The organism is Hansschlegelia sp. KR7-227 (assembly GCF_049446035.1).
In the GTDB taxonomy this organism is placed as follows: Bacteria; Pseudomonadota; Alphaproteobacteria; order Rhizobiales; family Methylopilaceae; genus Methylopila.
This window is the reverse complement of record NZ_JBMSEA010000001.1, coordinates 290,133-310,834: the sequence shown is the minus strand read 5'-3', so window position 1 is coordinate 310,834 and position 20,702 is coordinate 290,133. Positions and strand designations below refer to the sequence as shown.

17 protein-coding genes are annotated in these 20,702 nt (G+C 69.8%); all 17 read right to left on the bottom strand.

Features of this window, described 5'->3' with window-relative positions; genetic code table 11:
* Window positions 1–99: 99 nt before the first annotated feature.
* Window positions 100–1,425: a cell division protein FtsA gene (gene ftsA / locus ACO2RJ_RS01380; RefSeq protein WP_423266221.1), complete on the bottom strand. Its 1,326-nt coding sequence runs from the start codon at window positions 1,423–1,425 to the stop codon at window positions 100–102.
* Window positions 1,422–2,339 (bottom strand): cell division protein FtsQ/DivIB, encoded by a 918-nt coding sequence (locus ACO2RJ_RS01375; RefSeq protein ID WP_423266220.1) that lies wholly within the window; start codon window positions 2,337–2,339, stop codon window positions 1,422–1,424. Before ACO2RJ_RS01375 ends, ftsA begins: the two co-directional genes overlap by 4 nt.
* A gap of 77 nt (window positions 2,340–2,416) precedes the next feature.
* Window positions 2,417–3,337 (bottom strand): D-alanine--D-alanine ligase, encoded by a 921-nt coding sequence (locus ACO2RJ_RS01370; protein WP_423266219.1) that lies wholly within the window; start codon window positions 3,335–3,337, stop codon window positions 2,417–2,419.
* Between the two features lie 310 nt (window positions 3,338–3,647).
* Window positions 3,648–4,592, bottom strand: a complete 945-nt coding sequence (gene murB / locus ACO2RJ_RS01365) for a UDP-N-acetylmuramate dehydrogenase (protein ID WP_423266218.1) — start codon at window positions 4,590–4,592, stop codon at window positions 3,648–3,650.
* Window positions 4,589–6,007 carry a UDP-N-acetylmuramate--L-alanine ligase gene (murC, locus tag ACO2RJ_RS01360; RefSeq protein WP_423266217.1) on the bottom strand — a complete coding sequence of 473 codons (1,419 nt, stop codon included), beginning with the start codon at window positions 6,005–6,007 and terminating at the stop codon, window positions 4,589–4,591. Before murC ends, murB begins: the two co-directional genes overlap by 4 nt.
* 56 nt (window positions 6,008–6,063) lie before the next feature.
* The gene (gene murG / locus ACO2RJ_RS01355) at window positions 6,064–7,158 is read right to left on the bottom strand and encodes an undecaprenyldiphospho-muramoylpentapeptide beta-N-acetylglucosaminyltransferase (protein WP_423266216.1); all 1,095 of its coding nucleotides are present in this window, start codon (window positions 7,156–7,158) and stop codon (window positions 6,064–6,066) included.
* A complete protein-coding gene (gene ftsW, locus ACO2RJ_RS01350) occupies window positions 7,155–8,330 on the bottom strand; it encodes a putative lipid II flippase FtsW (RefSeq protein ID WP_423266215.1) in 1,176 nt (391 codons plus the stop codon). Before ftsW ends, murG begins: the two co-directional genes overlap by 4 nt.
* Window positions 8,331–8,496: 166 nt before the next feature.
* Complete coding sequence (gene murD, locus ACO2RJ_RS01345) at window positions 8,497–9,810, bottom strand: UDP-N-acetylmuramoyl-L-alanine--D-glutamate ligase (RefSeq protein ID WP_423266214.1); 1,314 nt, start codon at window positions 9,808–9,810, stop codon at window positions 8,497–8,499.
* Window positions 9,811–10,030: 220 nt separating this feature from the next.
* Entirely contained in the window at window positions 10,031–11,152 is a 1,122-nt protein-coding gene (gene mraY / locus ACO2RJ_RS01340) for a phospho-N-acetylmuramoyl-pentapeptide-transferase (RefSeq protein WP_423266213.1), read from the bottom strand.
* Window positions 11,153–11,159: 7 nt separating this feature from the next.
* Window positions 11,160–12,617, bottom strand: a complete 1,458-nt coding sequence (locus ACO2RJ_RS01335) for a UDP-N-acetylmuramoylalanyl-D-glutamyl-2,6-diaminopimelate--D-alanyl-D-alanine ligase (RefSeq protein ID WP_423266212.1) — start codon at window positions 12,615–12,617, stop codon at window positions 11,160–11,162.
* Window positions 12,614–14,074 carry a UDP-N-acetylmuramoyl-L-alanyl-D-glutamate--2,6-diaminopimelate ligase gene (locus ACO2RJ_RS01330; RefSeq protein ID WP_423266211.1) on the bottom strand — a complete coding sequence of 487 codons (1,461 nt, stop codon included), beginning with the start codon at window positions 14,072–14,074 and terminating at the stop codon, window positions 12,614–12,616. Before ACO2RJ_RS01330 ends, ACO2RJ_RS01335 begins: the two co-directional genes overlap by 4 nt.
* Window positions 14,071–15,900, bottom strand: a complete 1,830-nt coding sequence (locus tag ACO2RJ_RS01325) for a peptidoglycan D,D-transpeptidase FtsI family protein (RefSeq protein ID WP_423266210.1) — start codon at window positions 15,898–15,900, stop codon at window positions 14,071–14,073. Before ACO2RJ_RS01325 ends, ACO2RJ_RS01330 begins: the two co-directional genes overlap by 4 nt.
* Window positions 15,900–16,445: a cell division protein FtsL gene (ftsL, locus tag ACO2RJ_RS01320; protein WP_423266208.1), complete on the bottom strand. Its 546-nt coding sequence runs from the start codon at window positions 16,443–16,445 to the stop codon at window positions 15,900–15,902. The genes ACO2RJ_RS01325 and ftsL overlap by 1 nt, the downstream gene beginning before the upstream one ends.
* Complete coding sequence (gene rsmH / locus ACO2RJ_RS01315) at window positions 16,442–17,482, bottom strand: 16S rRNA (cytosine(1402)-N(4))-methyltransferase RsmH (RefSeq protein ID WP_423266207.1); 1,041 nt, start codon at window positions 17,480–17,482, stop codon at window positions 16,442–16,444. The genes ftsL and rsmH overlap by 4 nt, the downstream gene beginning before the upstream one ends.
* Window positions 17,479–17,946, bottom strand: a complete 468-nt coding sequence (gene mraZ, locus ACO2RJ_RS01310; RefSeq protein WP_423266206.1) for a division/cell wall cluster transcriptional repressor MraZ — start codon at window positions 17,944–17,946, stop codon at window positions 17,479–17,481. The genes rsmH and mraZ overlap by 4 nt, the downstream gene beginning before the upstream one ends.
* Before the next feature lie 465 nt (window positions 17,947–18,411).
* Entirely contained in the window at window positions 18,412–19,011 is a 600-nt protein-coding gene (locus ACO2RJ_RS01305) for a cysteine hydrolase family protein (RefSeq protein ID WP_423266205.1), read from the bottom strand.
* Between the two features lie 494 nt (window positions 19,012–19,505).
* Complete coding sequence (panB, locus tag ACO2RJ_RS01300; protein WP_423266204.1) at window positions 19,506–20,366, bottom strand: 3-methyl-2-oxobutanoate hydroxymethyltransferase; 861 nt, start codon at window positions 20,364–20,366, stop codon at window positions 19,506–19,508.
* Window positions 20,367–20,702: the final 336 nt, after the last annotated feature.

Here is a 20,702-nt window from a genome sequence, read left to right as displayed (position 1 = left end):
TCTAAGGTTGTCGCGCCGTCCAGGCGAGTGCCAATTCAAGTTTCGGCGTTCGGAGGGCGCGCTAGGCCCTATCCCGACCGTCGGCCGCCGCGCCGCCGGTCAGAAACTCTCCTTCAGCCACCGCCCGACGCGGTGGATGTACGTGTCCTTCTGCGTCTGCCCGCCGCGCCGCATGCGCTTCGGATCGACGTGTTCGACGCCCGCGACCTGCGGGAACACCAGCAGCCCGACCGGGCCTGCGAAGGCCGGCCCCTTGGCGGCCTCCGGAAGCCCGCGCGCGCCCAGCGGACGCCCGATGCGGACCGGCCGGTCGAGAATGCGGCGGGCGAGCTCCGGCAATCCGGTCAACTGGCAGGCGCCGCCGGTCAGCACGATGCGGCGCGCTTCCGAGGCGTGGCCGGACGCCCGCAGACGGTCGCGCACCAGCTCCAGAATCTCCTCCACCCGCGGCTTGACGATCTTCACGATCATCGACTTCGGCAGGTAGTTCGCAGCCTCGGGCTCGTTCTCGCCGACCGGCGTCACCGCGATCTGGTCGCGCTCGTCCGCGAGCGACGGGAAGACGCTCGCATGCAGGGTCTTGAGGCGCTCGGCTTCGTCGATGGAGGTCGAGAGGCCGCGCGCAAGATCGAGCGTGACGTGGTGGCCGCCCAGCGCGACGGCGTCGCAATGAACGAAATGCCCGCCCTGGAACACCGCGACCGAGGTCGTGCCGCCGCCCATGTCGACCAGCGTCACGCCCATCTCGCTCTCGTCGTCGACGAGAGAGGCGAGTCCGGCGGCGTAGGGCGCGGCCACCATGGTCTCGACGTTGAGATGGCAGCGCTCGACGCACAAGGTCAGGTTCCGCAGCGGCGCGCCCTCCGCTGTCACGATGTGCATGTCGACGCCGAGATGCTGGCCGACCATGCCCCGCGGATCGCGGACGCCGCGGTTGGCGTCGAGGCCGAAGCCGGTCGGGATCGAGTGCACCACGGCGCGGTTCGGGCGGACCGAGTGGGCGCAGCCGGCCTGCAGCACGCGACGGATGTCGCGGTCCTCGACCGGATGGCCGGCGATCGGCACCTCCGCATGAAAGGTCTCGGAGGCGAGCCTGCCGGCCGAGACCGACACGATGACGCTCTCGATCTGGACGCCCGCCATGCGCTCGGCGGCGTCGACCGCGAGCCGGATCGCCTGCTCCGCGGCCTCCATGTCGACGATCTGCCCGCCCTTGACCCCGCGCGAACGCTGATGGCCGACGCCGATCAGCTCGACCATGTGGCTGCGGTCCGGCAGCGCGTCGCCGGCTTCGGTGGGCCGAAGGCGCGCGACCAGGCAGGCGATCTTCGAGGTGCCGACGTCGAGCACCGACACCACCACGGCGCGCCGGTGCGGAAGCGGGCGCATCTTCGGAACGACGCCATAGGGAAACGCGGCGCTCATGTCTGGCCTGCCTTCTTGCGCGCCTTGACGGCGGCCTTGTCGGCCTCGGCCATCAGAGCGGCCGCCTCCGGCGTGAGCTTGACGACCGTGCGGAGCGGCGAGCGCAGATCGACCGCGGTGATCCACTTCGCGAACAGGTTCTGCTTCGCCTGCAGCGCCTCGAGCCGGGCGAGCGCCGCGCCGTAGTCGGTCTCGGGCAGCTTGACCTCGATGCCGGAGCGCAGCCGCAGATTCCAGCGCCGCTCGGCGACCAGGACCGCGGCGTAGGTCTGCTCCTTGATGGTCGGCGCCGCGGCGAGCGCGCCGAGCAGCGTCTGCGCCTTGAGGTTGGCGGAGGGGCCCACGACCAGCGGCAGATGCGCGAACCGGCTGTCGCGGAACTCGTCGATCGCCGTGCCGTCGGCGGCGAGGATCTGCACCTTGCCGTCATGCTGCCAGAGCGCGAACGGCTTGCGCTCGACGAGATGCACGGTGACGCGGTCGGGATAGAGCTTGCGGACGGCCGCATCCTCGACGAGCGGGTTCTCCATCAGCCGCTCGCGGGCGGCCTGAACGTCGAGAAAGGGAAGCGCGGTGTTCTCATTGACGCCGAGCGCGAGCAGCACCTCGTCGTCGGTGAGCGCGCTCTGCCCGTCGGTCTGGATCGCCACGACCCGAAAGCCGATCGCGTTCGCGGTGGTGACGTGGAGGGTCTCGAGCTCGTGGCGGACGGTCGGCCAGTGACCGCCGTCGATCATGCCGACGAGACCGGTGGCGGCGTAGAGGCCGGCGGTGAGCGCGAGGCCGATGGGACGGCGGCGAACGAAGCGCTCGGCGCGGAACCGGATCGAGGACAGGCGGCTGGCGCCGATCACCTCGGAGACGTCGTCGAGGTCGGGACGCGGGCGCCGGGCGTTGTCGGCGGCGGTCCTCATATTGGGGCCGGTCTTGAAGATCAGCGTCTGGACGCCGTCCGTAGCCCGACCGTGACCGGCCCGTGAGAGCGGCCCGTCTAGCGATCTAAGGAGGCGTCCTCCACCAGCCATTTGACGAGCTCACCAAACCCCATGCCGACATAAGCGGCGAGTTCCGGCACGAGCGACGTTTCCGTCATGCCGGGCTGCGTGTTCACTTCGAGGCAGACGAGCTCGCCCGTTCCGTCCTTGCGGTCGTCGAAACGGAAATCGGCCCTGCTGACTCCGCGGCACCCGAGCGCGTGGTGCGCCGCGAGAGCCAGTTTTCGGACCTCTTGGTAAACAAAGGGTGAAATTTCGGCCGGGAGAACGTGCCGCGAGCCGCCCTTGGCGTATTTCGCTTCGAAGTCGTACCAGCCGTCGGAGGCCACGATTTCGATGACGTCGAGCGGCTCTCCATTGAGCACGGCGCAGGTAAGTTCTTTGCCCGCCACGAAATTTTCAGCGAGCAGGAGCTCCCCGTGCCGCCAGTCCGCGCTGTGCAGCTCCTGCGGGGGGTGCTCGTGATCGGCGTTAACGATTAGGACGCCGACCGACGATCCACCGTCGACAGGCTTGAGAACGTAAGGCGGCGTTAAGACGTGGGAGGCCGCTGCTTCTGCGCGTGTGACCACTTTGCCACGCGGCACGGAAACGCCCGCGGCGGCCATCACCGTCTTCGCGCGCTCCTTGTGCATGGCGAGCGACGACGCCAGCACGCCCGAATGCGTGTAGGGCAGCCCCATGATCTCGAGCAGGCCCTGGACGGTGCCGTCCTCGCCGTAGCGGCCGTGCAGCGCGTTGAAGCAGACGTCGGGCTTCACCCTCGACAGCACCTCGGGCAGGTCGCGCGCGACGTCGATGCGGGTGACGCGAAACCCCTCCCCCTCCAACGCATTGGCGCAGGCCGAGCCCGACCAGAGCGAGACCTGCCGCTCCGAGGACCAGCCCCCCATCAGGACGGCGACGTGCTTGGTCATGCCTATTCCCCCGAGACCGACAGGTCGCCATTCCGGCCGCGGAGAGCCGGCGTCGTCATTCACGTTTCACGCGTCATGGTCCGGCTTGACCGGACCATCCAGCCTGAGCGCGGAAACTCCGCGTCGACGATGGATCCTCCGGTCAAGCCCGAGGACGACGGCGCAAGCCGCCTGCGTGCTTCGAGACGCCCGCTCTCGCGGGCTCCTCAACATGAGGATGTCGGGGATGGCAAGTTCCAGCGTTCCTCATGCCGAGGAGCGGTCCGAAGGATCGCGTCTCGAAGCACGCAGCGCGCCAGTCCCACGACCGTCAGGTCGTCAACCCGATCCTCTTGATCTCCCATTCGAGTTCGACGCCCGACGTCTCCCTCACGCGCCGGCGCACCTCTTCGCCGAGAGCCTCGATATCGGCCCCCGTGGCGCCGCCGACATTGATGAGGAAGTTGCAGTGCATCTCTGACACTTGCGCGCCGCCTATGGAAAATCCGCGCATGCCCGCCGCGTCGATCAGCTTCCAGGCGGAGTGGCCGGGCGGGTTCTTGAAGGTGGAGCCGCCAGTGCGCGCCTTGATCGGCTGCTTGGTCTCGCGGTGCTCGGCGACCGCGTCCATCTCCTGCCGGATGGCGGCGGGATCGCGGGGCTCGCCGCGCATCAGGGCGCCGGTGAAGATCACGTCCGCGGGCGCCGCGGAGAAGCGGTAGGCGTAGCCCATCTCCGCGTTGGAGAAGATCCGTTTCGCGCCGGAGCGGTCGACGCCGTAGACCTCGACCACGCGCTCGCGCGTCTCGGTCCCGTGAGCGCCGGCGTTCATGCGCAGCGCGCCCCCGATCGCGCCGGGAATGCCGTGGTAGAAGGCGAAGCCGCCGATGCCGGCCTCGAGCGCCGCGCCAGCGAGGCGTTTGTCCGCGGCCGCGGCGCCGACCTTGATCCGGGACTCGTCCATGGGCTCGATCCCGGCGAAAGCCTTGCCGAGCCGGATGACGACGCCGGGCATGCCGCCGTCCCGCACCAGCAGGTTGGAGCCGAGGCCGATCGGGTAGAGCGGGATGTCCGCCGGCAGGCGGCCGAGGAAATAGCCGAGGTCGTCCTCGTCCTGCGGCGAGAACAGGACCTCCGCCGGTCCGCCGACGCGAAACCACGCGAGGTCCGCCAAGGGCTGGTCGGCGAGCAGCCTGCCGCGAAGGTCGGGCATGAGGCTGGCCAGGGTTTCCGCGAGCCCGCTCGACGGCGTCCGCGCGACGGCGCTGCCGCTCACGCCGCGTCCCCCTGCCCGAAGGCGGCGAGTTCGTCCGGCAAAGCGGCGGCCCAGTAGGTCGAGGTCCCGGCGCCCAGCAGCACGACATAGTCGCCGGGCTTGGCGATCGCCGCGACCACGCCGGCGAGCGCCTGGGGTCCCTCAAGGGCTACAACGTGACGATGGCCGCGGGCGCGGATGCCCGCCACCAGCCCGTCCTTGTCGGCGCCCTCGATCGGCGCTTCGCCCGCGGCGTAGACGTCGGCCACGATCACCGTGTCGGCGTCGTTGAAGCAGCTGGAGAAGCCGTCGAACAGCGCGTGAAGCCGGGTGTAGCGGTGCGGCTGCACCACGGCGATGACGCGACCCTCGGTCGAGGCGCGCGCGGCCTTCAGCACCGCCGCGATCTCCACGGGGTGATGGCCGTAATCGTCGAAGATGGTGACGCCGTGCCACTCGCCCACCCGGGTGAAGCGCCGCTTCACGCCGCCGAACTTCGCGAGCCCCGTGCGGATCTGGTTGGCCGAGATGCCGAGCTCATGCGCGACCGCGATCGCGGCGGTGGCGTTGAGCGCATTGTGATGGCCCGCCATCGGCAGCTCCAGGCCGTCGATGGACGTCTCGGCGCCGGTCTTGCGGTCGCGGATCGTGACGCGGAACTTCGCCGCGCCGCCGCGCAGGTCGACGTCGCGCAGCCGCACGTCGGCCTGCGGGTTCTCGCCATAGGTCACGACGCGCCGGTCCTCGATCAGGCCGACCATGTCCTGCACGGTCGGATGGTCGAGGCACATCACCGCGAAGCCGTAAAACGGCACGTTCTCGACGAAGGAGCGGAACGCCGCCTTGATCGCGTCGAAGGTGCCGAAATGGTCGAGATGCTCTGGGTCCACATTGGTCACCACCGCGACGTCGGTCGGCAGCTTCAGGAAGGTGCCGTCGCTCTCGTCGGCCTCGACCACCATCCAGTCGCCGTCGCCCATGCGGGCGTTCGCGCCATAGGCGTTGATGATGCCGCCATTGATCACGGTGGGATCGAGGCCGCCGGCGTCGAGCAGCGTCGCGACCAGCGACGTGGTCGTCGTCTTGCCGTGCGTGCCGGCGACGGCGATGCAGGACTTCAGCCGCATGAGCTCGGCCAGCATCTCGGCCCGGCGGACGACCGGAAGGCGCTTCTCGCGCGCCGCGCCGAGCTCCGGATTGCCGCGCTTGATGGCGGACGAGACGACCACGACCTCGGCGTCGCCGAGATTCTCGGCGGCGTGGCCGATCGTGACGAGGATCCCCTTCTCGCGCAGCCGCTTGACGTTCGCGCTCTCCGCGGCGTCCGAGCCCTGCACGCGGTAGCCGTGGTTCGCCAGCACTTCGGCGATGCCGGACATGCCGATGCCGCCGATGCCGACGAAGTGGATGGGACCGATGTCGCGGGGAAGCTTCATGGAGGGGCGCGGCCGTGGAAGGGTGAAGAGAGGAGCCCGTGTAAGGCAGAAACGGCTCAGCTTCCAGCCGTGGCTATGACCAGGTCGGCGAGTCGCCCTGCTGCGTCCGGCGCGCCGACGCGCTTGGCGGCTTCGGCGGCGGCCGCCAGCGCCACCGGATCGTCGAGCCTGGCGCTCAGTTCGTCGGCCAGCGCCTCGGGCGTGAAGCGATCCTGGGCCGTGACCACCGCGCCGCCCGCGAGCGCCAGCGCATTGGCGTTGGCGAGCTGGTCATTGTCGAGCGCGTGCGGCAGCGGCACGAGGATCGACGGCCGTCCGATGACGGCGAGCTCGGCGACCGTCGAGGCGCCGGCGCGGGCGATGACGAAATGGGCGAGCGCCATACGCGCGGGCATGTCGTCGAAGAACGAGGCGAGCTCGGCCTGCACGCCGGCCGCGGCGTAGGCGGCCCGGGCGGCGGCGATGTCCTCGGGCCGCGCCTGCTGGGTGACGCGCAGGCGCCGCTTCAGGTCGTCCGGCATCAGCGCGACCGCAGCCGGCAAGACCTCCGACATCACGCGCGCGCCCTGGCTGCCGCCGAAGACCAGCAGGCGCACCGGCTGGCCGGCCGTCGGCGCCTGGTAAGGCACCTCGCAGGCGGCGAGCACCTGGGGACGGACGGGATTGCCGACATGGGTCGTGGTCACGCCCTTGGGCGTCTGCGCGACCTGCGGAAAGCCGGAGCCGACCGCGGTCGCGAGCCTCGCCAGCATGCGGTTGGCGCGGCCCATCACCGCGTTCTGCTCGTGGAGAACGACGGGGATGCCGAGCAGCCGCGCGGCGACGAGCGGAGGCACGGTCGGGTAGCCCCCGAAGCCCACGACGGCGGCGGGCCGCACACGGCGTAGAATTTCAAGGCTGCGCCAGGTTCCGCGGAGAAGAACGAGCGCAAGCTCGGCGTAGGCCTTGGCCCCGCCGCCGCGCAGCGTATCCGCCGGAGCCGCATGGACGGCTCTGGCCGGAAAATGGCCGGCATAGGCGAGAGCGCGCTCGTCCGTGATCAGCTCGACCGGCACGCCGCGTTTGGCGAGCTCGACCGCAAGCGATTCGGCCGGGAACAAATGGCCCCCCGTCCCGCCCGCCGAAAGCAGGATAGGCCGATCTTGCGTCACGCAGGCGCCCCGGCCGACTCGGCGCCATGCGCGCGCGCGTGCCTGCGGATCTCGGCGGCGAGCGTGTCGGCGCGCGGACGGCGGCGGGTGAGCGCGAGCAGCATCCCCATGCCGAGCGCGAGCGCGAACATCGAGGAGCCGCCGTAGGAGATGAAGGGAAGCGTCATGCCCTTGGCTGGCATGAGGTGGAGGTTGACCGCAAGATTGATCGCGGCCTGCAGGCCGAACAGCATGCTGAGCCCGGCGATCGCGAGCCGCACGAAGCCGTCATGCTCGCGCCGCGCGTGGTGCAGGCCGCGAATCACGATGAAGGCGTAGATCGCCACGATGAAGATGCAGAACAGGATGCCGAACTCCTCGGCCGCGACCGCCGAGATGAAGTCGGTGTGCCCGTCCGGGATGATGCGCTTCACCGTGCCCTCGCCCGGCCCCTTTCCGAACCAGCCGGCGGAGGTGAAGGCCTCGGTCGCCTTCTCGATCTGGAAGTTGTCGCCGGTCTCGGGGTCCATGAAGCGGTCGATGCGGCGCGCGACGTGCGGCAGCAGCTCATAGGCGGTCGCGAGGCCGAACACGCCGACGCCGCCGAGGCCGACCACCCAGATCCATGGCAGACCGGCGAGAAAGAACAGCGCGCCCCACACCGCCGTCACCAGGACGGTCTGGCCGAGGTCAGGCTGCAGCACGAGCAGGCCGAGCACGGCGCCCAGCAGAAGCGTCGCCATGATGTGGCCGGGCACGTCGCGCCGCTCCGAGCCTTCGGCGAACAGGAAGGCGACGAGCACGACGAAGGCCGGCTTCACGAATTCCGAGGGCTGCACCACCATCCCGGCGAGGCTGATCCAGCGCCTCGAGCCCTTGATCTCGGTGCCGATCACGAGGGTCGCGGCGAGCATCGCCATGCCGACGAAGAACGTCACCCAGGCGAGGCGGCGCACCTGACGCGGGCTGAGGAACGACACGCCGATCATCAGCACGAAGGCGGGCGGCAGGAACATCGCCTGGCGGTTGACGAAGTGGAACAGGTCGACGCCGATGCGCTCGGCGACCGGCGGCGAGGCCGCGAGCGACAGCACGACGCCGAGCACCATCAGGGCGCTCACCGCGAACAGGAGCGACCGGTCGATCGTCCACCACCATTCGCCGAAGACGGTGCGTTCCGCGCGGGAAATCATGCAAGGCGCTCCGAGGACGCGTTGACGCCGGCCTGCCGTGAGGAGCCGGCCGCGCGCCTCCTTCCGGGCAGGCGCGCGCCGCGCCGAGCATGGCGCGATTAGCGTTAACGAAATCCGACCAGAGGCCCTCGCCGTCGCCGCTTTCGCCGGCCGAGGGCGGCGCGGCTTACGACAAGCCCAGCGCCAACACCGCGCGCCGGAAATCCTCGCCGCGCTCTTCGAAGTTGCGGTACTGGTCGAAGGAGGCGCAGGCCGGCGAGAACAGCACGACCGGTTCGGCCTCGTCGGAGGCCTTGGCGTCCGCCGCCGCCTCGACCACCGCCTGTTCGACGGTGCCCAGAATCGCACGCGGCACCTTGTGCGCGTCGAGGGTCTTCGCGAAGGCCTCCGCCGCGTCCCCGATCAGATAGGCCGCGACCACGCGCGGGAAGAACGGCGCGAGCGCCTCGATGCCGCCGGTCTTCGGCTTGCCGCCGAGGATCCAGTGGACCCGGTCGAACGACGCCAGCGCCTTCGCGGCGCTGTCGGCGTTGGTCGCCTTGGAGTCGTTGATGAAGGTCACCCGGCCCGGCGTCAGGATCTCCTCCATGCGGTGCGCGAGGCCGGGGAAGCTCGCGAGCCCCTTCGCAATCGCCTCGTCAGACACCCCGAGCGCGCGGGCGACCGCCCTTGCGGCGCTGGCGTTCTGGACGTTGTGCGCGCCGCGCAGGGCGCGGGCCGCCGACAGGTCCACGGCGTCGTTTTCCGAGATCGCGACGACGTTTACGCCCCGCTGCTGAAGCCTTTTCGCCATCTCCGCCGACAGCGGATCGTCGACCCCGACGACGGCCGTGGCGGCGCCTGCGACCAGCCGCTCCTTGATCGCGGCGTAGTTCTCCATCGTGCCGTGGCGCTCGAGGTGATCCTCGGAGAGGTTGAGCATCACCCCGACCGACGGGTCGAGCGTGGGGGCGAGGTCGATCTGGTAGGACGAGCACTCGACGACATGGACGCGGTCCGCGGACGGCGGCTGGAGGTCGAGGATCGCGACGCCGATGTTGCCGCCCATCTGCACGTCGCGGCCGGCCTCGCGCAGCACGTGGGCGATCAGCGCCGTCGTCGTCGACTTGCCGTTGGTGCCGGTGATCGCGACGAAGTCGGCGCCCGGCGCGATCGCGCGGCGCTCCCGGCAGAAGATCTCGATGTCGCCGATGATCTCGACGCCGGCGGCCTTGGCGCGCTCCACCGTCCAGTGCGGCTTGGGATGCGTGAGCGGCACGCCGGGGGCGAGCACGACGCTGTCGAAGCGGGCGAAATCCTGCTCGCGCAGGTCGCCGGTCGGCAGGCCCTCGGCCGCGGCCTTGGCGACGCTCTCCGGCGAATCGTCGAACGCGACGACCTCCGCCCCGCCGGCGACGAGGCTGCGCACGGTCGCGCGGCCCGATCCGCCAAGACCGAAGACGGCGACGCGAGCGCCTTTGAACGCGGTGGCGGGCGTCACGACCGGCTGACCCGCCTCTGGGCGAGGTTGATCCAGAAGAAGGCGCTTTGGACCGACGAACTGCGTGCTTCGAGACGCGACGCGTCGCGCCGCTCCTCAGCATGAGGAGGTATCAACTCCCACACACGGTCCTCATGCTGAGGAGCCGTCCGACGGACGGCGTCTCGAAGCACGCAGTCCCCCGCCTCGCGATCCCGCAGGAACGTCTCCGCCATCCCGCTCACCTCAGCTTCAGCGTCGCGAGGCCGATCAGGGCCAGCACGACGGCGATGATCCAGAAACGCACGACGACCTGCGGCTCGGACCAGCCGAGCTGCTCGAAATGGTGATGGATCGGGGCCATGCGGAACACACGCTTGCCCGTCAGCTTGAACGAGGCGACCTGCACGATCACCGACACCGCCTCCAGCACGAACAACCCGCCGATGATGGCGAGGACGATCTCGTGCTTGGTCGCGACCGCGACGGTTCCGAGCAGCCCGCCCAGCGCGAGCGATCCCGTGTCGCCCATGAAGATCGAGGCCGGGGGCGCGTTGAACCAGAGGAAGCCGAGGCCGGCTCCCATCATCGCGCCGCAGACGACGGAGAGTTCGCCGGTGCCGAGCACGAAGTGGATCTGGAGATAGTCGGCGAAGACCGCGTTGCCGGCGAGATAGGCGATGAAGCCGAAGCTTGCGGCCGCGATCATCACGGGGACGATCGCGAGCCCGTCGAGCCCGTCGGTAAGGTTCACCGCATTGCCCGCGCCCACCACGACGAACGCGCCGAAGACGAGGAAGAACCAGCCGAGATCGAGCAGGACATTCTTCAGGAACGGGAAGGCGAGCGAGGTCGAGAAGCCATGGTCGAGGCCGGAGATCGCCGCCGCGCGGAAACCGCCGGGCTGGCCCGCCGCGGCGATCACATAGACCGCGACGAGCGCGATCGCGAATTCGATCGCGAGCCGCATCTTGCCGGAATAGCCGGCGTGGCTCTGCTTCGTCACCTTGAGATAGTCGTCATAGAAGCCGATGGCGCCGAAGCCGATCGTCACCAGCAGCACCGTCCACACATAGGGGTTGGCGAGGTTGCCCCAGACGAGCGTCGTCACGACGAGGCTCGACAGGATCATAAGCCCGCCCATGGTCGGCGTGCCGCGCTTGACGAGATGGGACTGCGGTCCGTCCTCGCGGATCGGCTGGCCCTTGCCCTGCTTGAGGCGCAGCTGGTCGATGATCCAGGGTCCGAACAGGAACACGAACAGCGCCCCCGTCATCACCGCCCCTCCCGTGCGGAAGGTGATGTAGCGGAAGATGTTGAAGCCCGGGACGACGTTCGAAAATTCGGCGAGGAAGGTCAGCATTTCAGGGTCATCCGGCGGTGACGGTTTCGTCGGACGACGGCATAGGCGCAAAGCGCGCCGTGAGCGCCGCGACCAGCGGTCCCATGCGCGAGCCGTTCGAGCCTTTGACCATCACCGCGTCCCCGCCGCGCACTCGGTCGAGGAGAGCGGCCTCGAGATCAGCCGACGTCGCGCCATAGCCGCCGCGGCGCGCCGCAGGCAGCGAATCGTAGAGAGACCGGCTCAGCGGACCGGCCGCGAAGACCAGGTCGATCTTCGCCGCAGCGACGGCCTCGGCGACCTTGGCGTGCAGCGCCTCGGCCTCGGCTCCCAGCTCCAGCATGTCCCCGAGCACGGCGATGCGGCGGCCGGCCGCCCCCACCGGCGTCTGGCCGAGCAGCGCGAGCGCCGCGCGCATCGAGGCCGGATTGGCGTTGTAGCTTTCATCGATGACGGTCAGCGGACCGGTCTCGGTCGCGAGCATATAGCGCTTGCCGCGCCCGCTCGAGGGCGCGTAGCGGGCGAGCGCGAGAGCCGCGAGGGCGAGATCGGCCCCGGCGAGCCTGGCCGCCAGCAGCACGGCGAGCGCGTTCTGCACGAGATGGCGCCCGGGCGCGCCGACTTTGAAGGTCACGGCCTCGCCCAGCACCGTGGCCGCGACGCAGGAGCTCGTCTCCTTCAGCGCGACCCGATCAAGCCGCGCGTCCGCCGAGACGTGCTCTCCGAAGCTCCAGGTCGCCGCGCCCGCCGCGATCGCGGCCGCCTTCAGCCGTTCGTAATGCGCGTTGTCGCGGTTGATGACGGCGTGGCCGCCGCGCTCCAGTCCCTCGAAGATCTCGGCCTTGGCGTCCGCGATCTGTTCGACGCTGTCGAACTGAGCGAGGTGCACCGGCTCGACATTGGTGACGACCGCGACATGGGGACGGACCATCTTCACCAGCGGCCGGATTTCGTCCGGATGGTTCATGCCGATCTCGAACACGCCGTAGGCCGCGGATTTCGGCAGACGTGACAGCGTCAGCGGCACGCCCCAATGATTGTTGTGCGAGGCGGCGGAGGCATGCGTCGGACCGTCCTCGGCGAGCGCGAGCCGCAGCGCCTCCTTGGTCGAGGTCTTGCCGACCGAGCCGGTGATCGCGACGATCTTTGCGCGAGTCCGGGCCCGCGCCGCGATTCCGGTCGCGACCAGCGCGGCGAGCACGTCCTTCACCACGAGCAGCGCCCCGGCGGAGGCGAGATCGGCGGCGTGCGCCTCGTCGACCACCGCGATGCCGGCCCCGCGCCCGAGCGCGTCGGCGACGAAGCTGTGGCCGTCATGGACGTCGCCCTTGATGGCGAAATAGACCTCGCCGCGGCCGACGGTCCGGCTGTCGATCGATACGCCGGCGATCGCTCCGTCGAAGCGGCCGAGCAGGCGGCCGGCCGTCGCAAGCGCAAGCTCAGGGGCCGACCAGAGCGGTTCGGCGAAGACGTTCGGGGCGGTCACGCGGCAGTCTCCCTCGAGGCTAGCGCTTCCCGCACGACCTGATGATCGGAGAAGGGCAGCGTGCGATCGCCCACGATCTGGCCGGTTTCGTGGCCCTTGCCCGCGACGACGAGGACGTCGCCCGGCTGAAGTTCGCCGACCGCCGTCTCAATCGCACGGTGGCGGTCGCCAATCTCGCGGGCGCCCGGAGCCGCGGCGAGAATCGCTTTGCGGATCGCGGCGGGGTCCTCGGAGCGCGGATTGTCGTCGGTGACGATGACGACGTCCGCGCCCTTCACGGCGATCTCGCCCATGAGGGGACGCTTGCCGGCGTCGCGGTCGCCGCCGCAGCCGAACACGACGACGAGTCGGCCGTGCGCGAAGGGCCTCAGCGCCGACAGCACGGTGGCGAGAGCGTCGGGCTTGTGCGCGTAATCGACGAACGCCGCGCCTCCACGGACCTCGCCGACCAGCTCCAGCCGTCCGGGCACCCCTTCAAGGCTTTCGAGCGCGTCGAGAACGGCGTCGGTCGCGACCCCGGTCGCGATCGCGAGGCCGGCCGCGAGCAGTGCGTTCTCCGCCTGAAAGTCGCCGGCGAGCGGCAGGCGGACCTCCCGGCGTCCGCCGGCATGGGCGACGGCGAGGATCTGGGAGAGCCCGTCGCGCCGAACCCCGGTCAGCCGCAGGTCGGCGCCCGCGCGCCCGACGGTGAGGAGCGCGAGCCCCCTGCCCCTGGCGACGTAGGCGAAATGGCGCGCGTCGGCGCCGTCGGCCGAAACCACCGCGACCCCGCTTTGCGGCAGCAACTCGCGGAACAGCCGGAGCTTGGCGTCGCGGTAGTGTTCGACGGTCGGGTGATAGTCCATGTGGTCGCGGCTGAGATTGGTGAAGCCGGCCGCCGTCAGCCGCACGCCGTCGAGCCGGCGCTGGTCGAGCCCGTGCGAGGAGGCCTCCATCGCGAGATGGGTCACGCCTTCGCCGGCGAGCGAGTCGAGCGTCCGATGCAGGGACACGGGATCGGGCGTGGTCAGCGAGCCGTAGGTCGCGCCGGACGGCCTGGTGACGCCGAGCGTGCCGAGGCTTGCGGCCTCAAGGCCGGCGCGCGCCCAGATCTGGCGAAGGAAGGTGACGGTCGAGCTTTTGCCGCTCGTGCCGGTGACGGCGGCGATCGTCGCGGGCTGCCCGGGATGGAGCCGCGCCGCGGCGAGCGAAAGCGCCCGGCGTGCGTCGCCGACCCGCACCACTGGGACGGTCGCCTCGACAGGCGTTTCGGCGAGCACGGCGACTGCGCCCTTCGCCAGCGCGTCGCCGACGAAGCGCGTTCCGTCAGCCTTCGTTCCGGCGAGCGCCGCGAACACGTCGCCCGGCTTCACGGCCCGGCTGTCGGCCGTGATCCCGCACGCCCGCGTCTCCGCGGACGCCGCATCGAGCGTCGCTTCGGGAAACAGCTCGCGGAGCGTGAGCGGGGACGTCGTCAATCGACCTTGACCGAGCCGGTGGGAATGTCGCCGAGAATGTCGTTGGCCGACGGCGCGTCGTAATTCGGCTCTACGCCGAGGAGCGGCGCGACCCGTTCGACCATCTTGCCGCCGACGGGGACCACGTTCCAGCCCGAGGTTGCGAAACCGTGCGTCTCCGGCAGCGACTTCGGTTCATCGAGCACGACGAGCAGCATGTATTTCGGCTTGTCCATGGGAAACACCGCGGTGAAGGCGGTGAGGTTCTTGTTCTTGGCGTAGCGCCCGCCGACCACCTTCTCGGCGGTGCCGGTCTTGCCGCCGACGCGGTAGCCCGGGATGTCGGCCTTCTTGGCCGAGCCCTTCTCGGCGTTGAGGCGCATGAGGTAGCGCATCTGCACCGAGGTGGAGTCCTTCAGCACCTTCTGGGCGTCGACGCGGGCTTCCTCGGTCGTGCGCTGGAGGAAGGTCGGCTTGATCAGCCAGCCGCCATTGACCAGCGCGCTGACCCCCATGACCGACTGGATCGGCGCGATCGCGAGCCCGTGGCCGAAGGAGATGGTGATGGTGTTGAGTTCGCCCCAACGCGACGGGACGATCGGGCGCGCGCTTTCCGGCAGCTCGGTCTGCAGCCGGTCGAGCTGGCCCATCTTCTTCAGGAACGCCTTGTGGGCCTCGACGCCCATCGTGAGCGCGATGCGGGCGGTGCCGATGTTGGAGGAGTGGACGAACACCTCAGGCACCGTCAGCACGCGACGGGTCGGGTGGAAGTCATGGATTCGGAAGCGGCCATAGGCGAGAGGAGCGCGCGCGTCGAAGCGGCTCTGGAGGCCGACCTTGCCGGAATCGAGCGCCATCGCGAGAGTGAGCGCCTTCATGGTCGAGCCCATCTCGAACACGCCGACATTGACGCGGTTGATGCGGTCGGACTTCAGGGCGTCGGTCGGGGTGTTCGGGTCGTAGTCCGGCAGCGAGACGAGCGAGACGATCTCGCCGGTGTCGACGTCGGCGATGGCCGCGGAGGCCGCGATCGCCTTGAACTTCGTCATGCCGGCGACCAGTTCGTCGCGCACGGCGTGCTGCACTTTGAGGTCGAGCGCGAGGTGGATCGGCGCGAGCCGTTCGCCGTGCGAGGCGGCGGCGCCGGCCTCGGCGGTCTTGCCGGACGTGTCGAGGAACTTCTCGATGCCGGCGATGCCCTTGTTGTCGACGTCGGCGAAGCCCAGAACATGCGCGACCTCCGCGCCGTTCGGATAGATGCGCTTGTTCTCCTGGACGAAGCCGACCCCGGGGATGCCGAGCCGGAAGATCGCGACCTGATCGCGCGGCGAGACCTCGCGCTTGATCCAGACGAAGCCGCGCTTGGTCGAAAGCCTCGCGCGCAGCTCCTTCGGATCGAGATCCGGAAGAGCCTGCATCAGCAGCTCAGTCGCCTCGTCGATGTCGATGATGTTCTTCGGCTCGGCGTAGAGCGACGACACCTTGATGTCGGTCGCGAGCACGACGCCGTTGCGGTCGACGATGTCGGGCCGCGAGCTCGCGGACGCCGTCTGCGCGACCTGCGAGGCGGTCTTCACGTCGGGCGCGACGGCGTACTGCACCAGTCGGCCGACGATCACGAGATAGACCATGCCGAAGGCGATCGCGGCCAGCCGGAGCCGGCCGGAGGTAAGCCCCAGGCCCTCCCCGTTGCCGATCAGCGCGCGCGTGATTTTGCGGATCCATCGCCACGCGAAGCGCAGCGCGGCCCAGAGCCCCCGCGCGGAGACGACCGCGAACCGTCCCAGGACCGCGCTGGCCGCCGCGCCGCCGCGGAACGCGCCGTCGAGAACCTGCTGCCCCGTCATCAGTTGAACCCCAGGTTCTTACGCAGGAAATCGGTGATGTTCAGCGGCGCGCTGGTCTTGGGCTGAGGCAGCGGCTTCGGCGCAGGTCGCGTCGTCGGCGCCTTGAGCTGGGCTGTGGGCTTCACCGCGATCGTCGACTTCTTGGCGGGCGGAGCGGGCTTCTTCGAGACGGGCGTCGAGGGCCCCTTGTCGAGCGCGATGCTGGCGTCTTCGCCCATCAGGCCGAGCGCCTCGAGCTTCTTGCCGATCTCGTCCACCGGCTGCGGCTTGTCGGGAAGCGATGCCAGCAACACCGTCTGCTCGCGGGAGAGCGGCTTGAGGTCGAGATGTCGGGTCGTGAAGGCCTGCACCCTGTCGGGCCGTGCAAGGTAAGCCCACTCGGCCCTCAGCACCGCGATCGAGTCGACCTCCGCCGAGATCTGACGCTTCAGCTTCGCGACGTGCTCGGCGTGGAGGGTGGCGTCATATTTGATGCGGTAGAGGTTCACCGCGGCGCCGAGCAGCGCGCAGATCGCGACGACGTTGATGATGCGGGCGATCTTCACGACGCGTCCCCCGACAGAAGCTCGTGCGGCAGGCGCGGAGCGCCGAAGGCGAAAGGATCGCCGCCGCGGGCCGGCGCGTCGGTGCGGATCGCGGCGCGCAGGCGCGCCGAGCGGGCCCGCGGGTTCTCAGAGATCTCGGCGTCGCCGGGCTTTGTCGCGCCCCGGATCGGCGCCCTGAAGGTCGCCGGCGGCACGGCCGTCTCGGGCATGTGGCGCGATCCGCCCGGCAGGGTTCGCGTCCGGTCGGCGAGGAAGGTCTTGACGATCCGGTCTTCCAGCGAATGGAAGGCGACGACGGCGAGGCGGCCGCCGGGGGCGAGGCGTTTCTCGGCGGCGAACAGCGCGCGGGCCAGTTCGCCCAGCTCGTCGTTCACCGCGATGCGCAGACCCTGGAAGGTGCGCGTCGCTGCGTGGATGCCGTCGTAGGACTTACCGATCACGCGCTCCACCAGATCGGCGAGTTGAAGCGTGGTCTCGATCGGGGCCTCCTCGCGCGCGGCTGCGATGGCGCGCGCGATCGCGCCGGCGCGGCGCTCTTCGCCGAGCGTCCGCAGAACGGCGGCGAGCGCCTTCTCCTCGAGAGACGCCACGAGTTCGGCCGCGCTCGGACCGTCTCCGCCCATCCGCATGTCCAGCGGCCCGTCGAGGCGGAAGGAGAAGCCGCGTTCGCCCTGGTCGAGCTGCATCGACGAGACGCCGACGTCGAGCACGACCCCGTCGACCCGCTCAATCCCAAGGCCGTCCAGCGCTTCGCCGAGCCGTGAGAAGCGCTCCTCGACGAGGGTCAGTCGCCCCTTGAACTCGGCGACCATGTCGTAGCCGCCGAGGATCGCGGAGGGATCGCGGTCGAGCGCGATCACGCGACACTCCGCGGCCTCGAGAATGGCGCGTGAGTAGCCGCCCGCGCCGAAGGTGCCGTCGAGATAGGTCTCGCCGTCGCGCGGCGACAGCGCTTCGAGCACCTCCGCGAGCATCACCGGGCGATGCCGCAGGTCGCCCTGATCACTTTCGGAGCGGCGGCTGCGCTTCGCCATCATGACATCGGCTCCGTCGGGCCGGCGTTCGACAGCCGGCGCCGCAGGTCGCGGGCCCTCTCCCGCGACGCCGCGAAATGCGCGCGGAAGCGCTCCGGCTCCCAGATCTGGAATTTCCGCCCCTGGCCCACGAAGGTCACCTGATCGGACACTCCGGCATAGACCTTGAGGCTGTCGGTCAGGATCACCCTGCCCTCGCCGTCCGCCTTCAGCACCTCGCTCGCGCCGAGCAGCGCGGTCGCCAAGCTGTCCCGTTCCTCGGAATAGGGCGAAAGCGTCTCGAGCAGCTGGTCGATCTCCGCCAGCAGCGCGTTGCCGCCCGCATCCAGCGCCTGCATGTCCAGAGACGGGTGAACGTAGAGGCCGGCGAAACCGTCCGCCGCCAACACCGCCCGATAGGCCGCAGGGATCGAGACCCGCCCCTTGGCGTCGAGCCGGTTCGTGAACGTCGACACGAAGCGGTCCATGCGTCCCCACGCCGGTCCATCCGGCAAGCGCTCCCCGCCTGCCCCCAAGCGGAACCGCCGCACGGCGGACGTCGAACGACGAGTCCGCGACCGACGAGGTCGCGAACGCCATGTCCCAAAACGCTGACTGGGAGCCGTCGGCTTGTCGTTTCGACGGGATGATTTGGGATAGCATGGGGCCCTTTGGGCGTCAACGAAACGACGGCCCGCCCCGGCGCGGCGCAGCCCAGGACGCGCAACCTGACAAGGGCCGCATCGCGACGGCGCGACACCCTGCGAGTAAAGCTTCGGTAGGGTTAAGAAGGCGTTTCAGCCCGGCGGCGCGGCTCGGACTCCGCGGCGAGCATTGTCCCATGCGCCCGGTGGGTCACGTGGACAAGCTGTGGATAATCGGCGACCGCCGCCGCGGTCGCAGAAGCCGGCGCGTCGACTCTCGGGTCAGACGCCGCCCTTCGATCCGGAACGTCAGCCGAGTTTCGAAGCGTCCGGCACGACGACGGCGAACAGGTCGGCGAGGCCGGCCAACGCGCCGTCGTGAACCTCCTGCGCCGAGCGCGACGGCTTTCCGACCGCGCCGGGCAGCGCGCGGCTCGCTGTGGCGTTCTCGACGATCGTGACGCCATAGCCGAGATCGACCGCGGCGCGAGCGGTCGAGTCGACGCACATATGCGTCATGAAGCCGGCCAGGATCAGGTTCTTGCGGCCGAGCCTCTCGAGCGCCGGCCGGAAGTCGGGATTGGTGAAGCCGTTCGGCAGCTCCTTGAGGAACACCGTCTCGCCGTCCAACGGCGCAGCCTGAGGAGCGATCTCGGCGCCTTCGGTCCCTTCGACGAACACGCCGTCGGGCGCGCGATGCGCGAGGTGGACGATCGGCGCGCCGGCCGCCCTCGCCTGCGCCAGCAGGTCGGCGATCGCGCCGAGCGCCGGTCCGACGCCGGGCAAGGTGAGCGGGCCGCGGACATATTCGTTCTGCGCGTCGATCACCACGAGCGTGGCGTCGTTCAGCGAAGCCGGCGCGGGGGTTGCGCCGGCGAGTTCGAGCAAGGTCTTGGGGGCGTCGGTCACGGCGTCATCTCCTGGCGTTCGGCCTGTCCCCACCGGACAACGGCGTCCGCGCCGCAACGGCGAAGACCGGGACGCGCCGACGCCTCATTGGTCCCGGATGTCGCCGGGCACGCACGATCCTGGCCTCCCGGCCTCAGAACACGCCGACCACGATCGCGCACAGAAATGCGAAGGCGGCGCACACAGCCATCAGGTTCATTTTCTGCAGAGCGCTCATCCGCCTTGTCTCCGAACCATCGATTGCGGCGAGCTTAACTCGACCGATCCACTGGACAAGAGCAAACCGCGTCGCGTCCCGGCGCGAGCAAAGGCGAAAATTGAGGAGCGAGGACCTAACAGGCTGCATGTTAAGTCATTTTCGGACCCAAGCAGAGCCGGAGGTTTTTGCGGGGACGGTTGCGTTTCATCCGTCCCGTGCCGCGCGTGGAGGACCCGGCTTCTGTCTTTTGACTGTTGCGCTGCATTAATCTTCGCGGCGCCGCAACCGAGACCGCCTACCCCGCCGCGATCTTCGGCTTGGCGCCGTAGAGATGCTCCTCCGCCGGGAAGCGGCGCGCCCGGACGTCTTCGGCATAGGCCTCCGCCGCAGCGCGCATGGCGGCGCCAACATCGGCGTAGCGGCGCACGAACTTCGGGACATGGCCGAAGGTCACCCCCATCATGTCGTCTGTGACGAGGATCTGCCCGTCGCATTCGGCGGACGCGCCGATTCCGATCGTCGGCACCCGGATCGTCGAGGTGATGCGCGCGGCGAGCGGCGCGACCACGCCCTCGACCACCACGGCGAAGGCGCCGGCCTCGGCGACCGCCCGGGCGTCGGCCACGATCGCCTCCGCCTCCGCCGCCGCCTTGCCACGGGCGGCGTAGCCGCCGAGGGCGTTCACCGACTGCGGCTGCAGCCCGATATGCGACAGGACCGGAACGCCCCGCTCGGTCAGGAAATTGATGGTCTCGGCCATCACCGCCCCGCCCTCGAGCTTCACCGCGCCGCATCCGGTCTCGGCGAGGATGCGGGCGGCGCTCGCGAAGGCCTGCGCGGGACTCTCCTGATAGGAGCCGAAGGGGAGATCGACCACGACGAGGGCGTGCTTCGCGCCGCGGACGACCGCCGCGCCATGCGCGATCATCATGTCGAGCGTGACCGGAATCGTGCTGTTGAGGCCATAGACGACCATGCCGAGGCTGTCGCCGACCAGCAGCAGGTCGCAGGCCTCGTCGAGCGCCTGGGCGACCGGCGTGGTGTAGGCCGTGAGGCACACCAGCGGCTCGGCCCCTTTGGCGTTGCGGATCGAGGCGACGGTGACGGGCTTGCGCGCCTTCCCCCCCTCGATCGTCGTCGCTTGACGTGCGCTCATGCCTCGGAGCCTCCCAAAGGCGTCAGGTCCGGCCGCGGCCAGGGTGCTGTCATAGGCCCTTAGGGCCATGCGGGTCGATCAAGATTTGGTCGCAGAGGCGTCCACGCGCCAGTGCGCCGCTCAATTCGGCCGACGAATCTGAGCCCGCCGTCCGAGCGCGGCCGCTTCCGCAGCGACTCGATGGCCGATTCCCGATCGTGCGACGTTCGCGGACTGAACAGGAGCCCCGGCGCAGGCGCAAACGACGATCCGGGATGGAGTCCAGGCTGGTTCGTGACGCCGGCGCCTTCCCCATGCCGCACGGGGCCCGTTATTGTCGCGGCGCGGAAACGAAGG